This window comes from Micromonospora sp. DT228, from assembly GCF_049841595.1.
Classification (GTDB): domain Bacteria; phylum Actinomycetota; class Actinomycetes; order Mycobacteriales; family Micromonosporaceae; genus Micromonospora.
This window is the reverse complement of sequence record NZ_JBNCKO010000005.1, coordinates 15,533-32,094: the sequence shown is the minus strand read 5'-3', so window position 1 is coordinate 32,094 and position 16,562 is coordinate 15,533. Positions and strand designations below refer to the sequence as shown.

At 71.2% G+C, this 16,562-nt stretch carries 18 protein-coding genes and 1 tRNA gene; 10 read left to right on the top strand and 9 right to left on the bottom strand.

Translation table 11 applies throughout. The annotated features are described in order from the left end of the window. Window positions 1–17 precede the first annotated feature (17 nt). The 4 genes from ACLQ29_RS11925 to ACLQ29_RS11910 all read left to right on the top strand — a co-directional run bounded on the left by ACLQ29_RS11925 (window position 18) and on the right by ACLQ29_RS11910 (window position 2,319). On the top strand, window positions 18–785 hold the full coding sequence (locus ACLQ29_RS11925; RefSeq protein ID WP_425771683.1) for a Scr1 family TA system antitoxin-like transcriptional regulator: 768 nt from the start codon (window positions 18–20) through the stop codon (window positions 783–785). Further along, window positions 776–967, top strand: coding sequence for a DUF397 domain-containing protein (locus ACLQ29_RS11920; protein ID WP_425771682.1), 192 nt, complete (start codon window positions 776–778; stop codon window positions 965–967). Before ACLQ29_RS11925 ends, ACLQ29_RS11920 begins: the two co-directional genes overlap by 10 nt. Before the next feature lie 210 nt (window positions 968–1,177). Then, entirely contained in the window at window positions 1,178–1,732 is a 555-nt protein-coding gene (locus ACLQ29_RS11915; protein ID WP_425771681.1) for a hypothetical protein, read from the top strand. A 92-nt stretch (window positions 1,733–1,824) separates the two neighbouring features. Continuing rightward, complete coding sequence (locus tag ACLQ29_RS11910) at window positions 1,825–2,319, top strand: hypothetical protein (RefSeq protein WP_425772029.1); 495 nt, start codon at window positions 1,825–1,827, stop codon at window positions 2,317–2,319. Window positions 2,320–2,333: 14 nt separating this feature from the next. Here the strand turns inward: ACLQ29_RS11910 and ACLQ29_RS11905 are convergent, their stop codons facing one another. Both ACLQ29_RS11905 and ACLQ29_RS11900 read right to left on the bottom strand, forming a co-directional pair. After that, a complete protein-coding gene (locus ACLQ29_RS11905) occupies window positions 2,334–3,890 on the bottom strand; it encodes an alpha/beta hydrolase (protein WP_425771680.1) in 1,557 nt (518 codons plus the stop codon). Window positions 3,891–3,958: 68 nt separating this feature from the next. Further along, entirely contained in the window at window positions 3,959–5,107 is a 1,149-nt protein-coding gene (locus ACLQ29_RS11900; protein WP_425771679.1) for a serine hydrolase domain-containing protein, read from the bottom strand. 109 nt (window positions 5,108–5,216) lie between these two features. Here ACLQ29_RS11900 and ACLQ29_RS11895 point away from each other — a divergent pair, with 109 nt between their 5' ends. Beyond that, window positions 5,217–6,437: a sensor domain-containing protein gene (locus tag ACLQ29_RS11895; RefSeq protein ID WP_425771678.1), complete on the top strand. Its 1,221-nt coding sequence runs from the start codon at window positions 5,217–5,219 to the stop codon at window positions 6,435–6,437. Then, window positions 6,425–7,072, top strand: a complete 648-nt coding sequence (locus ACLQ29_RS11890) for a response regulator (RefSeq protein WP_425771677.1) — start codon at window positions 6,425–6,427, stop codon at window positions 7,070–7,072. Before ACLQ29_RS11895 ends, ACLQ29_RS11890 begins: the two co-directional genes overlap by 13 nt. Window positions 7,073–7,289: 217 nt before the next feature. Here the strand turns inward: ACLQ29_RS11890 and ACLQ29_RS11885 are convergent, their stop codons facing one another. Beyond that, the gene (locus ACLQ29_RS11885; RefSeq protein ID WP_425771676.1) at window positions 7,290–8,894 is read right to left on the bottom strand and encodes a carboxylesterase/lipase family protein; all 1,605 of its coding nucleotides are present in this window, start codon (window positions 8,892–8,894) and stop codon (window positions 7,290–7,292) included. 181 nt (window positions 8,895–9,075) lie between these two features. Between ACLQ29_RS11885 and ACLQ29_RS11880 the strand changes: the two genes are divergently transcribed. The 3 genes from ACLQ29_RS11880 to ACLQ29_RS11870 all read left to right on the top strand — a co-directional run bounded on the left by ACLQ29_RS11880 (window position 9,076) and on the right by ACLQ29_RS11870 (window position 11,273). After that, window positions 9,076–9,399: a GntR family transcriptional regulator gene (locus ACLQ29_RS11880; protein ID WP_425771675.1), complete on the top strand. Its 324-nt coding sequence runs from the start codon at window positions 9,076–9,078 to the stop codon at window positions 9,397–9,399. A gap of 33 nt (window positions 9,400–9,432) precedes the next feature. Next, the gene (locus tag ACLQ29_RS11875; protein ID WP_425771674.1) at window positions 9,433–10,011 is read left to right on the top strand and encodes a TetR/AcrR family transcriptional regulator C-terminal domain-containing protein; all 579 of its coding nucleotides are present in this window, start codon (window positions 9,433–9,435) and stop codon (window positions 10,009–10,011) included. Window positions 10,012–10,145: 134 nt separating this feature from the next. Next, window positions 10,146–11,273, top strand: coding sequence for an ice-binding family protein (locus ACLQ29_RS11870; RefSeq protein ID WP_425771673.1), 1,128 nt, complete (start codon window positions 10,146–10,148; stop codon window positions 11,271–11,273). Here the strand turns inward: ACLQ29_RS11870 and ACLQ29_RS11865 are convergent. Together ACLQ29_RS11865 and ACLQ29_RS11860 are read right to left on the bottom strand one after the other, a co-directional pair. Further along, window positions 11,240–11,863, bottom strand: a complete 624-nt coding sequence (locus tag ACLQ29_RS11865) for a hypothetical protein (RefSeq protein ID WP_425771672.1) — start codon at window positions 11,861–11,863, stop codon at window positions 11,240–11,242. The genes ACLQ29_RS11870 and ACLQ29_RS11865 overlap by 34 nt on opposite strands. 230 nt (window positions 11,864–12,093) lie before the next feature. Then, window positions 12,094–12,180: transfer RNA gene (locus ACLQ29_RS11860), tRNA-Ser, on the bottom strand. Between the two features lie 75 nt (window positions 12,181–12,255). Between ACLQ29_RS11860 and deoD the strand changes: the two genes are divergently transcribed. Further along, a complete protein-coding gene (deoD, locus tag ACLQ29_RS11855) occupies window positions 12,256–12,963 on the top strand; it encodes a purine-nucleoside phosphorylase (protein ID WP_030328147.1) in 708 nt (235 codons plus the stop codon). An 80-nt stretch (window positions 12,964–13,043) separates the two neighbouring features. Here the strand turns inward: deoD and ACLQ29_RS11850 are convergent, their stop codons facing one another. From ACLQ29_RS11850 to ACLQ29_RS11835, 4 genes are read right to left on the bottom strand one after another with little or no spacing between them, the layout of a single operon-like run. Continuing rightward, on the bottom strand, window positions 13,044–14,243 hold the full coding sequence (locus ACLQ29_RS11850) for an ABC transporter permease (protein ID WP_425771671.1): 1,200 nt from the start codon (window positions 14,241–14,243) through the stop codon (window positions 13,044–13,046). Further along, window positions 14,243–14,938, bottom strand: a complete 696-nt coding sequence (locus tag ACLQ29_RS11845; RefSeq protein ID WP_425771670.1) for an ABC transporter ATP-binding protein — start codon at window positions 14,936–14,938, stop codon at window positions 14,243–14,245. The genes ACLQ29_RS11850 and ACLQ29_RS11845 overlap by 1 nt, the downstream gene beginning before the upstream one ends. Further along, window positions 14,935–16,020, bottom strand: coding sequence for a peptidoglycan-binding protein (locus ACLQ29_RS11840; RefSeq protein WP_425771669.1), 1,086 nt, complete (start codon window positions 16,018–16,020; stop codon window positions 14,935–14,937). The genes ACLQ29_RS11845 and ACLQ29_RS11840 overlap by 4 nt, the downstream gene beginning before the upstream one ends. Further along, window positions 16,017–16,541 (bottom strand): hypothetical protein, encoded by a 525-nt coding sequence (locus ACLQ29_RS11835; RefSeq protein ID WP_425771668.1) that lies wholly within the window; start codon window positions 16,539–16,541, stop codon window positions 16,017–16,019. Before ACLQ29_RS11835 ends, ACLQ29_RS11840 begins: the two co-directional genes overlap by 4 nt. Window positions 16,542–16,562: the final 21 nt, after the last annotated feature.

Here is a 16,562-nt window from a genome sequence, read left to right as displayed (position 1 = left end):
ATCTCGATGGAGGGGCCGTGAACGACGCGTTGCGGGTAGCGCTCAGCGACACCGGGCACACCACCGAATCTCTCGCCGAGACCGTCGGCGTCGATCCGAAGACCGTGGGGCGGTGGTTGACCGAGGGCCGCATCCCGCATCCTGGGCACCGCCTGGCGGCGGCCGAGGCCCTCCGTAGGGACGTGTCGGACATCTGGCCGGACACTTCAAGACGTCGTGATCCCATTTGGTTTCGTTCGTGGCAGGAGATCGAGCGAGAGGCGGTGTCGCTGCGCTGGTTCGAGTCGACGGTTCTGCCGGGGTTGCTCCAGACCGAGGCGTACGCCCGAGCCGTGCTGAGCGGCGCGGGCCTGATCCCCCGGGGCGAGATCGAGCGGCACCTCACGGTCCGACTCGGCCGACAGGGAGTGCTCAAGCGCGACGACCCGCCGCAGTTCACGGCGGTCATCGACGAGGCGATCCTCCGCCGTCCGGTGGGTGGCCGGTCGACGATGCGCGAACAACTGCTGGCCGTGGCGGCGGCCTGTGCCGAACCGCACATCCGGGTGCATCTCGTGCCCAGCACGGTCGGCGCATACGCCGGCCTCAACGGGCCGTTCGTGATCGCGCACAGTCCTGACCACCGGGTCGCCGGCTACCTCGACAACCAACTGCAGGGCCAAGTCGCTAGCGACCCCGAGGACATCGCGGCCATGATGGCGGCATGGGAGAACGTGCGCGGAGAGGCGCTGTCCCACTGGCAGTCGGTCGATCTCATCAGGGAAGTGGCGGAGTCATGGAGCTGAACGGCGCCCGGTGGCGCAAGAGCAGCCGCAGCAGCGGCAACGGCGGCGCGTGTGTGGAGGTCGCCGACAACCTGGCCGACGTGGTCGGCGTACGGGATTCCAAGGACCCGAGCGGCCCGGCGCTCGCCTTCGCGCCGACGGCCTGGCGCGCGTTCGTCAGCCAGCTCTCCCGGCGAGCCTGACCGGCCCCGACGACTCGGCACGCCCCAGCGAGATCTTGGACAGTTTCCGTTCCGCGCCGGTACGGAAACTGTCCGAGATCTGGGCCGGCCCCACTGCGGGAAGCGTCGGCGTGCGGTGCCCGTCGCACCGGTACCGTTCCAGGGGTCGACGGACGGGCAATCTCGTCGTACACATGTTCTATCCACAGGCTGTGGACGACGGAGAGGGCGATGGGTTACCAGCTCAGCGCGGTGGTCGCGGACGCCGAGTTGCTCAGGGAGCAGACCACCGAGCTGGATCACGCGGTCCTCGGCGAGTTACGCCAGGACTTCGCGCTGCTGCCGATCACCCCGCAGTTGATTGTCGAGCTGACCGGATCACTGCCGGATTACGCGGCGGACGATCCCAGCGCCGAGCAGCCGTTCGGGCTGGTGCTGTCGCCGCCGCTGGTCGAGTTGCTGGCGGGCTGGTCCACGTCGGGGCCGGTGGCGTACCTGGAGGCGGAGTTCTTCGGCGGTGACGGCTACCAGTCGGCGGCGGTGTGGCTGGGCGGGACACTGTCGTGGGGCCCCCATTTCGCCGACGTCTTCGACGCCCCACGCGAGCAGTGGCCGATCAACTCGGCGCTGACGCGGCTCGGCGCGGAGCCGGGTGCGTGGATCGACCCGTTCGCCGAACTGGGGTTGCACCTGGAACGGAACACCGACGGCTGGCTGGCGCACGGACGGCGTCGGCTCAGCGCCGACTACTGGGACGAGCTGGTCGAACAGTGGGAAAATCAGTAATCCGGCGATCGGCAGCAACCTGAACGCTCCCGTCCCGTTGGGGACTGGGGGATTCCATGAAATTGCGACAATTCGCGTTTATTGCCACGCTGATGACGGCTGCCTGGATTGCTGGCAGCGGAGTGCCGCCGACCGGGCCGATCCCGGACGGCCGGCCCGCCGGCAGCGTGGAGATCATCGACCTGAACGGCCTGCGCAACATCGAGTTCGGTGACACGGAGCAGGAGCTGGCCCGACGCGGCATCCTGCTGACCAATTTGGACGCCTGCGGGCCGACGCTCGCCGGCCACGACACCGTCAGCCCGGTCTTCGTGGAGGACAAACTGGTGCTGCTCTGGGTCGGCGACCCGATGCGGACACCGGAGGGCATCACCGCGGGCTCGCCCATCGACGAGGTCTGGGCCCGCTACCCGCAGGTCAGCCGCCTTCACGCTCCACAGGGGACATACCGTCTCGACGGGCTGCTCGCGCGCAGCGGCGACCGCGCGTACCTCTTCCTGCACGACGGACACACGGTCCGAAAAACCATCGCCGGGTACGCCGACTGGGCCCGCCGCCTCTTCGAGGAGGGTGCGGGCCCGTGCTGACCGGCGCAGACGGATCAGCGGGACGCGCTGCCGACGCACTCGAGGTCGGTGGCGGGCAGCCCCCCGTCGGCGAGATAGGCGATGACAGCCCCGTCCACGCAGGCGTTGCCGTAATTACCGAAGACTCCGTGGATCCGCGCGTCGCGCAGGGTGAGCAGCCGGGAGCCGGTCAGTGCCCGGTGCATCGCCTGACCGTGCCGGTAGATCGTCCGAGTGTCGCCGGTGGACTGCACGATCAGAGCGGGCACCGCGTTCCCCACCACGGTCGGCCGCTCCCGTGGCCCCTGCGGCCAAAAGACACACGGATTGATCGCCCTGGTCAGCTCCCCGAACCGTGGCTCGCTGCCGCGATGCTGACGGATGTCCCGCCAGTAGTCACCCGGATCGCGGGACACCGGCACGTCCCCGCAGAGGATCGCGGCCTGCGCGCTACCCGTTGCCGACTCGGCGCCGGTCAGCAGGAACGACAGCGTGTCCGCCAACGACGCGGTGGGCGTCGCCGATCCCGTCGTCGCGGCCTGCCGAAGCACCTGGACCGTCTGGGCGAGGTCGGCATGGGTCTCGTCCCGGTCGTCGCTGAGCCGGTTGAGCAGCAGGAACGGCAGCGACTGTCGGTCGACCCGGTATTCGCCCACCCGCAGCGGACGGCGGGTCGCGGCGGCCCAGATCCCGTCCAGGACGGCCAGCACCTGCTGGCCCGTGCCGCCCAGGCCGTACCGGTCATGGTGGCGTGCCACCCAGCCAGCCCAGTCGCTTAGTGCGACCTCGTTGGCGGGCCCGGCCTCGCGCAGCACCCGCGCGCCGTAGCCCGCCGGATCGACGGCGCTGTCCAGGACGACCCGGTCCGCACGCTCGGGGAACATCTGCAGGTAGACCGCGCCGAGGTACGTGCCGTAGGAGTAGCCGAGGTAGGACAGCTTCGACTCGCCGAGCACGGCCCGCAGGAGATCCATGTCGCGGGCCGTGTTGCGGGTGGTCACGTGCGGCAGCAGGTCACGGCCGCGACGAGCGCACCGGGCAGCGAGATCGCGCTCGAAGGCGATCAGCCGGTCGAATGACGCGCGGTCCGGCCCCGCCGAGCGGCTCAAGGTGCCGGTCGGCCAGCCGCAGTCCAGTGGGGTGCTGCGACCGACGAACCGGGGATCCAATCCGATCAGGTCGAACGTCGCCCCGACGTCACCCAGCCACTGCCGGATCGGCAGGACATCCGACATCCCCGGTGCCCCCGGACCGCCGGTGTTCAGCAGCAGGACGCCGACCCGACGCGCGGTGTCGGTTGCCGCGAGCCGGGACAACGCGAGGGTGATGGTGGTGCCGCGCGGGCGGGCGTAGTCCAGTGGCACGGTCAACTCGGTGCAGCTCGCGCCCGCCTGATCCAACTCCGCACCGGCCTGGTCGGCCGAATCCCGCTGGCAGGTGTGCCAGAACAGTCGTTGTCGCTCGTAGCCGCCCAGATCATTGGCATCGGCCCGAACCGGGCCGGCCACGGCCGTGACGGTGATGGTGACGGTGATGGCGGCCAGCACCGCTACCGTTCGCGTCGCGCTGGTGAGCACAGCATTCCAGGTCATCGCTCTCGTCTCCCTCATCGTCGGATGTGTCGTCGGATTCGTCGTCGGGGAGTCCGGCCGGCGGCGGGTCACCGGGCCTCGCAGAGAGCGGCGTGAAGGGCCGTCCGCAGCGCCTGCCAGCTCTCGTACGACGCCGGTTCGTCGTTCACGACGAGCTGCGCCCGTCGACCGTCGGCGGTGACGCCGCCCAGGGTGCGGAAGCCCGGCGTCGTCCCGCCGTGACCCCAGTACAGGGTTCCGCCACAGTCGGCCAGCGGCGTCGAGATGATCCCGAGCCCGTATCGGGCGGCGGGCCACAGTCGGTCCGGATCGGCCGGCACGGTCTGGGTCAGCGCGGCGAGGCGGATGGGGTCGAGCAGCTGACCGCCGAGCAGCGCGGCGAAGAAGCGATTCTGGTCGGCGAGGGTCGAGACCAGCGCCCCGCCGGCCCCGCCGTACGACATATTGAACTCGGTGACGTCTCGCCGTCGCTCGGCAGCGGCCAACGCGTAGCCGCGCGGATGCGCCCCCCGGATCCGCACCGAGTCGCCGGGCCAGTAGGTATCACTCAGGCCCAGCGGACCAATGATCCGCCGGCCGATCTCCTCGCCGATGTCGCGGCCGGTGACCTGCTCCACGATCAGGCCGGCAAGGACGTAGTTGGTGGTCGAGTAGTGCCAGCCCGCACCGGGCGACGGCTGGGCCAGTGCCATCGCGACCAACTCCGCCGACGAATAGTGCCGGTACCGCCATTGGTCCACCCGGTCCCAGTCCAGCGCGTCGACATGGTCGGGCAGGCCGCTTGTGTGCCGCAGCAGATCACGCACGCTGATCCGTCGACCGTCGTGCCCGATGCCCCGGATCAGGCCGGGCAGGTACGCCTCGATGGGGACGTCCAGCCCCAGACGGCCCTCGGCGACGAGTTGCAGCACCACTGTCGCGGTGAACGTCTTGGTGGAGCTGCCGATCCTGATCCGCTCGTCGACCTGCATCGGCCGGCCCGTTCGCAGGTCGGCCCGGCCCTCGGCGGCGGACCACCGGCCGCACCCAGGCCCGTGCACCTCGATGGCCGCGCCGGCCAGCCGGTGGGTGGTGGTCAGGTCGTGCAGCGCGGCCGTCGTCGCCGGCCGGCTGGAACATCCCCGCCCTGGTCGGTGGGCCGCAGCCGGCACGCTCGCAGCACCAACGGCGAGCAGGACGACCCCGGCGAGCACGCCGAGACGTTGCGGTTTTCTCATGTCATCGACGCTAGGGACGACCGGATGCGCCGACGAGGGAGCAGGGACCCGAACCAATGGTGTAGCTGGCTACACTGCCTGTCCTCCGTTGTGGACGCAGAATATGAGGATGCGGCGGGCATGGTTCGCAACGACTCACCTGGTGACGGGCGGCTCCACCGCGCTCGTCGCGGTGGTCTCGATCGGCGCGCTGGCCGGGGCACTCGGGTTGAGCCTCGTCCTGGTCGGCCTCCCGCTGCTGGCCCCGGCCGTGCGCTTCCTCGGATGGCTCGCCGGCCTGGAACGACGCCGCGCGCACCGACTGCTTGTCGCGCTCGCCGGGGCCGATCCGAGGGAGCCCGAGCCGACAACTGTCGATCGGCTGCGCGCCGCCGCGGGTGACGTGGCCACCTACCGAAACGTGGCCTGGCTGGCCGCGCATGCCATCGTCGGAGTGCCGCTCACGGCCGGCGTGCTGCTGCTCTGGGTGTTCGCGCTGGGCGGGGTGATCGTCCCGCTCACGTGGTGGGTCGCGCCGGTCGAGGCACCACTCACATTCGTCGTGCCGATCACGAGCTGGGGCGACGCACTGCTGGTGCCACCCCTACTCGCGCTCGCCGCGTTGACGCTCCTGCGGTCGGCCGTTCCGGCCTTCGGAGTGGCGTACGCGCGGGCCGCCCGGACGGCGCTCGCGCCGTCGTCGCGGAGCCGGTTGGAGCGCCGGGTCACGGAACTGACCGCCACCCGGTCCGGCGCGCTCGACGCGCACGCGGCGGAGCTACGACGGATCGAGCGTGACCTGCACGACGGCACCCAGGCCCGGCTGGTGGCGATCGCCATCCACCTCGGTGTCGCGCAGGGTCAACGCGCCGCCGACCCGGCGCTCGCCGACCAACTGATCGACCGCGCCCGGACGAACGTCGAGGCCGCGCTGACCGAGCTGCGGGCCGTGGTGCGAGGTATCTATCCGCCGATTCTCGCCGACCGGGGGTTGCCCGGTGCGGTGCACGCGCTCGCCGCCGACTGTCCGGTGCCGCTCACCGTCCGGGTCACCCCGCTGCAACGACTACCGGCGGCGCTGGAGAGCGCCGCCTACTTCGTCGTCGCGGAGGCGCTGGCCAACATCGCCCGACACAGCCGGGCGACAGGCGGCGACCTGCGGGTCGAACACCGGGCGGGCCGCCTCGTGGTCAACGTGAGCGACGACGGCATCGGCGGCGCACGGACATCGACAGGCACCGGCCTGACCGGCATCCGCCGTCGGGTCGCGGCGTTGGACGGCAGGGTCGAGCTGAGCAGCCCCGTCGGTGGGCCGACGGTGCTGCGCGTGGAGTTGCCGTGCGCGTCCTGATCGCCGAAGACAACATCCTCCTCCAGGAGGGGCTCAACCTGCTACTCAGCACCGCCGGCTTCGAGGTGACGGCCGCGGTGGATTCACCTGCCGACATCCTCGCGGCGATCGACCGGCAGCGGCCCGACGTCGCCATCGTGGACATCCGACTGCCACCCACGTTCCGCGACGAAGGGCTCCGGACCGCCTTGACCGCCCGCCGGCAGCACCCGGGGCTGCCGGTGCTGCTGCTGTCCCAGTACGTGGAGCGCGCCTACGCGACCGAGTTGCTCGCCGACGGGCAGGGCGCCGTCGGTTACCTCCTCAAGGACCGGGTGTCCCGGGTCGAGCAGTTCCTCGACGCGCTGCGCCGGGTCGCCGCTGGCGGCACCGTGCTGGATCCCCAGGTCGTGGCGCAACTCGTCGCCGCCCGGCGTAGCCCGCTCGCCGGCCTCACCCCACGCGAGCGCCAGGTGCTCGCGTTGATGGCGGGAGGCAGCACCAACACCGGCATCGCCACCCAGCTCGTGGTCACCGAGCGGGCGGTGAGCAAGCACATCGGCAACATCTTCACCAAACTCGACCTGCCGCCCGACACCGACGTGCACCGCCGCGTCGCCGCCGTGCTCACCTTCCTCAACGACCCGGGCAGGTGAGCATCGACCCGGGCAGGTGAGCAACGACCCGGGCAGGTGAGCAACGACCCGGGCAGGTGAGCAACCGCCCGGACCGATAGACGACGTCCCCGACCGGTGAGCAACGACCCCCGACCGGTGAGCAACAGACCCGATCGGTGAGCGACGACCCCAGACCGGTGAGCGGGCCGGTCCGCTGGGGACCGGCCCGCCCGTCACACCTGGTCCGGCGACGACATCAGCGCAACGGCCGCCAGAAGTCGTACGAGTGGTCTGCGGCGAAGGTCGTCGTGCCCGATGCCGTGCCATTCGCGAACACCCGCGCGTACGGGCTGGCACCGTGCAGTCGGGGCCAACCGGCCCGGCCCGTCCGGGCGAAGTCGCTCCAGACCCGGACCATCTCGTCGGAGAGCCGCTGCTGGGCGGGCGTGAACGCCTCGGCGTAGTCGACATTGAACAGGTACGGCAGTTCGGCGCAGTGGTACGCCCCGGCGGGGAAGGTCGGTTCGGGCCCCTTGGTGAAGAACGGCGCGTCGTCGTCGGCGAACTCGTAGAGGTAGGTGGGCACCCGTCGGGCGAAGGCCAGCGCCGCGGAGTAGATCGGCTCGGCGTAGTCGTGATCGGTCAGCACGGCACCCAGCGTCTCGCTGGCGACCTGCTTGTCATCGCGGGGATAGCGGGCCAGCACGTCCTCGGCCCGGTCACCGAACATGCCGCGTACCTGGTCCCGGTACTGGTCGTCGGTGAGGGGGCACGACTCGGCCTCGTCTCCCGGCTGCGGCTCCGGGCAGTTCAGGCCGCTGTGCTCCATGGCCCACACCACGAGGCGGGACTCGTCGCGGTTCGTGCCGGTCAGCACCGGCACCGGATGCAGCCTCCCGGCAGCCAGCGCTGCGGCCGGGTCCACCGGCAACGTGCGGCCGTCGACGACCGGGCCGAGGTCGACACCGGCACCCGGGTAGCCGGCCGTTTCGACCAACCGGGCGGGGTCACGTCCGCGCAGGCAGGCGGCGACCGTACCCGGGTCGGTGCAGCCGATGTTCCGGGCGAACTCCTCGGCCGCCCGGGCGGCCTCGACCCGGGTCTGGACCGGGTTGGCGCACGAGTTGCTCTGCAGGATCGCGCGGTGGAACAGGCCGGCGGAGCCGGGTGCGGCGAGGTGCGCGCAGACGCTTGTCGCCCCGGCGGACTGGCCGAACAGGGTGACATTGCGCGGGTCGCCGCCGAAGGCCGCCGCGTTGTGCCGCACCCACCGCAGCGCGGCCTGCTGATCCTGCAAGCCGAAGTTGCCGGTGACCCCACCGGGACCGGCAAGGACCGGATGCGCCAGGAACCCGAGCGCGCCGAGCCGGTAGTTCACCGTGACCACGACGACGTCACCGTCGACGGCCAGTCGCTGCCCGTCGTACACGTCGCCCCTGCCGAACCGGAAGTCCCCGCCGTGCAGCCACACCATCACCGGTCGGGGCGTCCGCGCGGCGCTACGCGGGGTCGTGACGTTCAGGTGGAGGCAATCCTCGGCCGCCGAGGCACTGTCCATCGGCAGCCCCTGCAGTTGGGCGCAGGCGGCGCCCGGCCTCGTCGCGTCGCGGACGCCGGTCCAGACCGGACCCGGCTGCGGTGGGGCCCACCGCAGCGGGCCCAGCGGCGGACGGGCGTACGGGATGCCCTGGAACGACAGGTGGTCGGCCGAGACGGTGCCGCGTACCGCGCCCTGGTCGGTTCGGACGACGGCCGCGCTCCGGCGGTCGGTCGCCGCGGCCGGGCCGACAGCCAGCGCCGGCGCGAGGAGCGCGACGGCGCCCATCACGACGGCCCACCTGGGGTACGGGATCCTGGTCATGACTCTCCTCCTGGTCGAAGCCGGTACGGCGTACGAGCCGTGTTGCGGTGAGCATGCCGATCCATCGATCGTTCGCCCAGAGAGCTCTAGTACGCCGAGCCGTACGACCGGCGAGCATCGACGGGGCGGCCGTCGGTGCTCTAGTGCGCTACGGTCACTGGCGACCGTCGGGAGGCGCACCGTGACCGAGTTCGACGAGTCCACTCCGCCCTATCTGCGCATCGTCGGGGAGTTGCGGCGGCGCATCACCGCGGGCGAGTTGAGCCCCGGTGACCGGGTGCCGTCGACCCGCCAGATCGTCCGGGAGTGGGGGGTCGCCATGGCGACCGCCAGTCGGGCGCTCACCCTGCTCCGACAGGAGGAACTGGTCCGGGCGGTGCCCGGCGTCGGCATGGTGGTGACCGGTCCCGAGTCGACGCCGGCCGGTCGGGCCGCACGGGGCGACGCAGGTCAGCGTCCGAGCAGAGGGGTGACCCGGGACCAGGTGGTACGCACCGCCACCTAGATCGCCGACGCCGAGGGGTTGGCGGGGTTGAGCATGCGGCGCATCGCCACCGAGCTGGATGTGCCGACCATGTCGCTGTACCGGCAGGTGCGGGGCAAGGAGCAACTTCTGCTGCTGATGGCGGACGCCGCGTTCGCCGCCCACCGGCTGCCCCGCACGCTCCCGGTCGGGTGGCGTGCCCAGTTGGAGTTGCTCTGCCGGCTTCAGTGGTCGATCTACCGCCGGCATCCCTGGCTGGCCCAGGTGATCTCGGTGACCCGTCCGCTGATGGCGCCGCACGCCGTCGCGCACACCGAATGGGCTCTGCGCGCCCTCGCCGGGCACGGCGTGGACCAGCACACCCAGCTGCATCTGGTGGCCGCCCTGGCCAATCACGTACGCGGCACGGCGGTGAACCTGCAACAGGGGGCCGAGGCGGAGCAGGACACCGGCCTGACCGACGACGAGTGGATGGTGACGCAGGCCGATGTTCTCGCCGGCCTGCTCACCGCCGGCGAGTTTCCGCACCTGGCGCGACTGTCCCGGTCGGAGATCGATCTCAACGTCGACAGTCTCTTCGAGTTCGGCCTGCAACGTCTGCTTGCCGGGGTGGCGGACCTTCTCGAACATTGACGGATCTTGTCCACTTTGTGGAGTTTCGTGCCAATATGGGGCGCGAAGAGGCTTTCCACCGTCGAGTGTCCTGAGGAAACATGGCGATCTCTGGCAGCACGGGCACGTCCCGAAAGATCACCGGGATGTCCAGGATGGCTACTGCCCTGACCCTGGTCGGCGCGATCGCCGCCCTGGCCGTGCTGGCCGTCCCCCGCAGCGCGAGCGCTGCCGAGCTGCCGGTGCCGCTGGGCGCCGCCGCCAATTTCGCGGTCCTCGCGGGCACCACGATCACCAGCACCGGGCTCAGCGAGGTCAATGGTGACATCGGCGTGAGCCCGGGTACCGCCGTGACAGGTTTTCCTCCCGGGCAGCTGAACGGGTCACTGCACTCCAACGACGCCGCCGCCGTGGCGGGTCAGAGCGATCTGGCCATCGCCTACAACGACGCCGTCGGACGAACGACCACCGACGTCGTCTCGGACCAGCTCGGCGGGACCACCAAGACCACAGGCGTGTACGAATCCGTCGCCGGCACCTTCAACATCACCGGTGACCTGACCCTCGACGCGGAGGGTGACCCGAACGCGGTCTTCATCTTCAAGACCACCACCACGCTCATCACGGGCGCGTCGAGCATGGTGAACCTGGCCAACGGCGCCCAGGCGTGCAACGTCTTCTGGCAGGTCGGTAGCTCTGCCACGCTGGGCGCCAACTCCACACTTCGCGGCAACCTGCTGGCGTTCACCTCGATCACCGTGGGCGCGGCGCTCGAGGTCGACGGCCGAACCCTGGCGATCAACGGCGCGGTCACCATGGACACCGCCACGATCACCCGATCGACCTGCGCCGTACCCGGGGATCTGTCGATCAGCGCACCGACGACAGCCGACCTGGGCAGCGCCAGCCTGGGCGGAGTCGTGTCCGGAAACCTGGGCCCGGTCACGGTGACGGACGAGCGGCTGCTGTCCGCGCCGACCTGGACCGCGACAGTCGTCGCGACGGACTTCGTCACCAGCGGCATCCCGGTGCACACGATCTCCAACGCCAACGTCTCCTGCTGGTCGGGACCAGCCACCTCGACCAGCGGTATCGGCACCTTCACCTCGGGCCAACCCACCGCCGGAGACGCGGAGGTCATCAATGTCGAACGGACGGCGTTCACCCTCACCAACGGCATCGGCAACAACTCAGCGACCTGGGATCCCGTCGTCTCGGTCCAGATCCCGCCGACCGCCGTCGCGGGCGCCTACTCCGGCACCATCACCTTCTCGGTCGCCTGAACGGGCACCACAGACGAGGCGTGCTCAATCCCCAGGCCGCAGCGGCGACAGGCTCCGCGTCGGCGCAGGTGGTAGGCGATGGTGGCGGCACCGAGCCCGACCCCCCAGGCGATCCAGAAGATGCTCGGGACGTGCACGGCCCAGGTGCCCCGGACCTCGGGCGTCCAGAGGAACATCAGTCCAGCCGGGATGATCGTTACCGCGACGATCGACGCGGGAATGACGGCGAGGGCGGGTGGGACGCGTCTGCCGGCCCGGAACCAGATCCAGCGGGGATACACCTCGCCCCACCGTCCCACCAGGCCATGGGTGAGTACGCCACCCACCGCCGACGCCACCGCCCAGCCGAGCCCGACCGCGAGCATCGCCGGCGTTTCCTGCATCATCCGCAGGAAGTCCGAGGTCACGCCGAGTGGGAAACCGAGAGCCCAGGCGATCCTGGTGATCTCGTAGGGCAGCGGGGCGAGGCAGGCGACCACGACGGCCCACCTTCCCCACCGCAGCAGAGTCTGCCGGGACGGCCCGTCGCCGGCCGGCGCCCCACCGTCACACACCGTCCAGAACTGAACATGCCGCTCCTTCCCAACCATCGGTCGTTGACGCGTCCAGCATCACCACACGTCGACGCGGCCGAATCCCTCAGGCGAGCCAGTCGCGTCCCCTCAGCAAGGGAGCCGGTACGCGGCGGGCCGGAGTTGATCTCCGTGCGGCTGTCGGCGCGATCCAGGCACGGGCGCGGTACGGGTCGCCGACCGGGCGACCCACGAAAAAACGCCCGGCCGATCCTCGCGGATCAACCGGGCGTTTCTGCACTACAGAGCGGTGGCGGAGGGATTTGAACCCTCGGAGGGCGTTAACCCTCACACGCTTTCGAGGCGTGCTCCTTAGGCCGCTCGGACACGCCACCGCCGACGAGGGTACAGGACCGCCGGTTCGGACGCCGAACCGGTATCGCCCGCGCCGGCCTGGCAGGATCTTTGTCATGAGTACGCACATCGGCGCGAAGCCGGGCGAGATCGCCGAGCGGGTCCTGATGCCGGGCGACCCCCTGCGGGCCAAGTGGATCGCGGAGACCTACCTCGAGGGCGCGACCTGCTATTCGACGGTTCGGGGCATGCTGGGCTTCACCGGCCGCTGGAACGGCGTCGAGGTTTCCGTCCAGGGCTCCGGCATGGGCATGCCGTCGGCCTCCATCTACGCCCACGAGTTGATCAACGAGTACGGCGTGAAGACGCTGATCCGGGTCGGCTCCTGCGGTGCTCTCAGCACCGACCTCCAGTTGCGCGACGTGGTGGCCGCGATCGGGTCGTCCACCGACTCGAACATGAACCGGATGCGCTTCGACGGCTTGATCGACTACGCGCCGGTGGCCGATTTCGGGCTGCTGCGTACCTCGGTCGAGGTGGCCGAGCGGCGCGGCATCAGCATGCACGTCGGGCCGATCCTGGCGGCGGACGCCTTCTACACGGACCGGCCGGACCTCTACGACACCCTCGCCGACTACGGCGTGCTGGCGGTGGAGATGGAGTCGGCGGCGCTCTACACGATCGCCGCGCGGTTCAAGGCCCGCGCGCTGACCGTGCTGACCGTCAGCGACCACATCAAGACCGGCGAGAAGACCACCTCCGAGGAGCGGGAGCAGACCTTCAGCCAGATGGTCGAGATCGCCCTCGACACCATCATCGCCTGACCGCTCGAACGGCAGGACCCCGAAGAGCGGGATGACGGGCGCGACCCGTCATCCCGCTCTTTCGCATCGAGGCGCGCCGGTCAGACGGCGGCCAGCGCCTCCGTCGGCGCGAGGCGGGCGGCGCGTACCGCCGGGTAGAGGCCCGCGAACCCGCCGATCACCACTGTCGCGCCCACTCCGCCGAGCATCGCCCAGGCTGGCACCACCGTCGGCCAGCCCTGGGAGAACGCGTACCCCGAGGTGACCAGGATTCCCAGCAACACCCCGCCGACCCCGCCGAGCGCGGAGAGCAGCAGCGATTCGGCGAGGAACTGGGTCCGTACCTGGCCACGGGTCGCGCCGAGCGAGCGGCGCAGGCCGATCTCGGCCCGCCGTTCCAGCACCGAGATCACCATGGTGTTCGCCACGCCGACCCCGCCGACCAGCAGGGCGACCGCGCCCAGGCCCAGCAGCAGCCCGGTGAACGCGTCGTCGGTCGCCTCGGCGGCGGCGAGCGCGTCCGAGGGACGGGACACCTCGACCTCGTTCGGCGCCTCCGGGTTGGCTGTCGCGCCGAGCACCGAGCGGACCGCCTCGACCTGCGCCTCCCGCGCCCGGGTGTAGATCGTCGTGGGGTGCCCGTCGAAGCCCAGGTAGTCGGTCGCCGCCGGCCAGCCGACCAACGCCGTGGTGTCCAGCTCCGGAGCGAGTGGCGCGGCGGCGAGGATGCCGACCACCGTGAACGCCCGCCCACCAAGCCACACCTGCACCTGCGGGTCGGCCGCGATGATCCCGAGCCGTTGCGCCGCGGTGGCGCCGAGCACCACCGCCGGATAGTGGGCGGTCGCCTCGTTGAGCCAGGTGCCGCTCGTCAGCTCGGCCCCGACGGTGCCGAGCAGGTCCAGCCGGGCGGCCCGGGTGGCGATGCCACCGGTCTCCGCGGCCGGGATCCGATCCGACCGGTAGACCTTGGCGTCGGAGACCTGCCCGGTCGCGGACACCTCGGTCACCGGGCCGATCCGTCCGATCATGGCGATCGACTCGTCGGGCAGTTGGGCGTCCGCCCCGAACAGGGTGTTGCCCGGTTCGACGGTGAGCAGGTTGGTGCCGAGCGCGTCGAGCGCGCGGTCCAGCTCCGCCCGGGACGACGACGAGATCCCGACGACCGCGATCATCGCGGCGATCCCGATGGCGATGCCCAGCGCGGAGAGGAACGCCCGCAGCGGACGGGTTCGCAGCCCCACCCCGCCGACCCGCAGGATGTCCGCCGGTCCCAGCCGGGCCGGGGTCAACGTCGCCATCAGCGGACCCCTCCGGGCGTACCGGCCGAGTCGTGCCGCACCGCGCCGTCGCGCATTCGCACCTGCCGGGGCAGCCCCTCCGCGATCTCCCGGTCGTGGGTGATCACCACGACTGTGGTGCCGGACCGGTGCAGCTCGTGCAGCAACTCCAGCACCCCGGCGCCGGACGCGGAGTCCAGGTTGCCGGTCGGCTCGTCGGCGAGCAGCACCGTCGGCTCGCCGACCACCGCCCGCGCCACGGCCACCCGCTGCCGTTCCCCGCCGGAAAGCTCGTGCGGCCGGTGCCCGAGTCGGTGGCCCAGGCCAACCCGGACCAGCGCGGCCTCCGCGCGTGCGCGCCGCCGACGCAGGGGTACGCCGGAGTAGAGCAACCCGTCGGCCACGTTGTCCACGATCGGGACGCCGGGGGCCAGGTGGAACTGCTGGAAGACGAAGCCGATCCGGGTGGCCCGCAGGGCGGACAACTCCCGGTCGGTCAGTTTCGCCGCGTCGTACCCGTCGATGAGCACGCTTCCCGACGACGGCCGGTCCAGGGTGCCGATCAGGTGCAGCATCGTCGACTTGCCCGACCCGGACGGGCCGACGATCGCCACCAGCTCGCCATGGCCGATCCGCAGCGACACGTCGTCCAACGCGACGACGTCTCCCGCGTACCGTTTGCTGACCCGGTCGAGCACGATCACCTCGCCGGTCATCTCGGCACCACCACAGTCGTCCCCTCGGTGAGGTCCGCGCCGGTGACCTCCACCCGGCCGTCGGCGAACAGCCCCGTGGTCACGGCGACGACGCGGCTCGCCTCCCCTTCGGCGAGCTGGACGCCGTACCCGCCCTCGGCGAGCGCGAGCAGCGCCGACACCGGCACGGTGAGGACGCCCGGACGCTCGGCCGCGGTGAACACGACGTCGGCGCTGGCCTGGTCGAAGCCGGCGAGGGCCTTCGGGTCGGTGACCGCGACCGTCACCTCGATCTTCGTCTCGGCGTCGCCGGACTGCCCGTCCGCGCCGGCGGCGCCGGCCTGGATGACGGTTTCGACAGTGCTGACCGTGCCCGCCACCGTCCGGCCGTCCGGCAGCCGCACGCCGACAGTCGCGTCGCGCTTGGCCAACCGCTTGTCGTCCACGTCCAACTCGACGCTCACCACCCGGCTGGTGCCGGTGTAGGCGAGCACCGCCTGGCCGGGTTGGGTGAGATCGCCGACGTCCGCCTGGTGGCTCTCCACCCGCACCTCCCGGTCGGCGTACACGATCCGCCCCGGCTCGACCCGACCGGTCTCGGCCAGACCAAGGTCCTCCTGCCACTCGCGGACGGCGTCGGCGGTGGCGCCGGTGTACTCGTCGTCGACAGTGAAGCCGGTGTGACCCAACGCCCTGAGGTTCCGCTCGAACTGCGCGACGTCGGCACCCTCCACCCCGGGGGCGAGGGTCCGGTACGCGGGCAACCCGCCGTAGAGGAGCACCACCTCCTCGTTGTCGACCGAGTAGAGCGCCCCGCCCCGCCGTACCGTCGACCCGGTCGGCGGCAACGCGGTGATGGTGCCGCTGAGCCTCGCCGTGGCGGTACGCGTCGCCCCGTACCCCAACTCGCCCTCGGCGGTCTCCGAGTCGGCGAGGGTCTGCCGGGTGACGGTCGCGGTGGCCGGTGGTGCGCCGCCGGCCTCGGCACGGTCTCCGCCGCCGCCGAAGCCCACCGCGGCGCTCACGCCCACGGCGGCGACCAGCAGGACGATGCCGCCGATGACGGCGGCGCGCAGCCGTACACGTCGGGAAACGCCGGTCACCGGCCGCCCCCGAACTGTGGCGCGTTCTGCCGGCACTTCTCCATCGCGGCCTTCATGGCCGGGTCGCCGATGTCGATCGCGTTGCCCCCCTGCCCGATGCGGACCCTGCCGTCGGCGTCCGGGTCCGGAAAGTCCGGCACCCCGTTCTCCCGCATGCACTTGGCAAGCGCGCGCATCTGCTCGGCCTGCTCGGGGTTGAGCTGCGGTCCCTGCCCACCGTTGGGCAGCTTGTCCTGGCACTTCTCCATGGCCGCCTGGACCTTCTGCCGATCCACGTCCGCGCCGAACCGGAAGCCGGGACGGCCGCCCGCCTCCGGGTCGGGCATGTCCACCCCGTTCTCCCGCATGCACCTGGCAAAGGCGAGCTGTTTGTCCGAATCGCTGACCGGCGCGCCGGTCGCCGTGGCGCTTGTCGTCGCCCCACCGGCGGTCGCCACCCCGCCGCCGTCGTCGCCTCCCCCGCCGCACCCGGCCAACGCCAGGGCGAGCAGGACGGGTATCGCGAGCATCTGTCGCCGCACGGTGTCCACCTCCGCTGTGGG